This window comes from Vibrio sp. 1288 (assembly GCF_033344475.1).
Genome location: NZ_JAWPOX010000244.1, coordinates 1 through 908, shown reverse-complemented (window position 1 = coordinate 908; position 908 = coordinate 1). Strand labels below are relative to the sequence as shown.

Sequence of the window (908 nt, the reverse complement as noted above, 5' to 3'; positions counted from 1 at the left end):
GCGGCAAGTTTACAAAATCAAACAACTCACGGTCTGCCAATTGGCTTGGGCTTACGTTTTGGATTGATTTGAAAATCGCTTCTACGCGTCCTGGCGTCTTCTTATCCCAATCAATCAGCATTGCTTTGATTGCTTGGCGCTGCAAGTTCTCTTGAGAACCACATAGGTTACAAGGAATAATTGGGAAATCTTTGTGCTCTGCGTATTTGATCAGGTCTTTTTCGCGGCAGTAAGTCAGCGGACGAATAACCACGTTACGACCATCATCAGAGCGTAGTTTTGGTGGCATTGCCTTCAAACGAGAACCATGGAACATGTTCAAGAACATCGTTTCTACGATGTCATCCATATGATGACCAAGTGCAAGTTTTGTTGCGCCGATTTTCTCAGCAAATGAGTAAAGCGTACCACGACGTAGACGAGAACATAGACCACACGTTGTCTTACCTTCTGGCACTTTTTCTTTAACTACTGAGTATGTGTCTTTATCTACGATGTAGTAAGGAATATTCAGCGTCTCAAAATACTCAGGCAAAATATGCTCTGGGAAACCAGGTTGTTTTTGGTCTAGGTTAACAGCAACCACTTCAAATTTGATTGGTGCCGCTTTTTGTAGATTCAACAGGATATCGAGCATCGCAAATGAGTCTTTACCACCGCTTATGCATGCCATGACAACATCGCCTTCTTCGATCATGTTGTAATCTGTAATGGCATTTCCAACATTTCTTCTCAAACGTTTTTGAAGCTTGTTGAATTCAAGGGTTTCTTTTCTTGTATCTTTCTGGTTCATTGCGGGCTCTCACATCGCCGATAAAATCGACAGTAGGACTTCCTAACATGGGTTTCTTTGGGGCGTGGATTATACGGGCTTTTGCAGCAGGATTAAATGTTTGTATTGAAGGATA

Annotated in this window: 1 protein-coding gene; it reads right to left on the bottom strand. The window is 42.3% G+C overall.

Translation table 11 applies throughout. The annotated features are described in order from the left end of the window. A partial coding sequence (gene ttcA, locus R8O11_RS25980; protein WP_318194709.1) for a tRNA 2-thiocytidine(32) synthetase TtcA occupies positions 1-793 on the bottom strand: 793 nt, incomplete at its 3' end. Between the last annotated feature and the right edge of the window lie 115 nt (positions 794-908).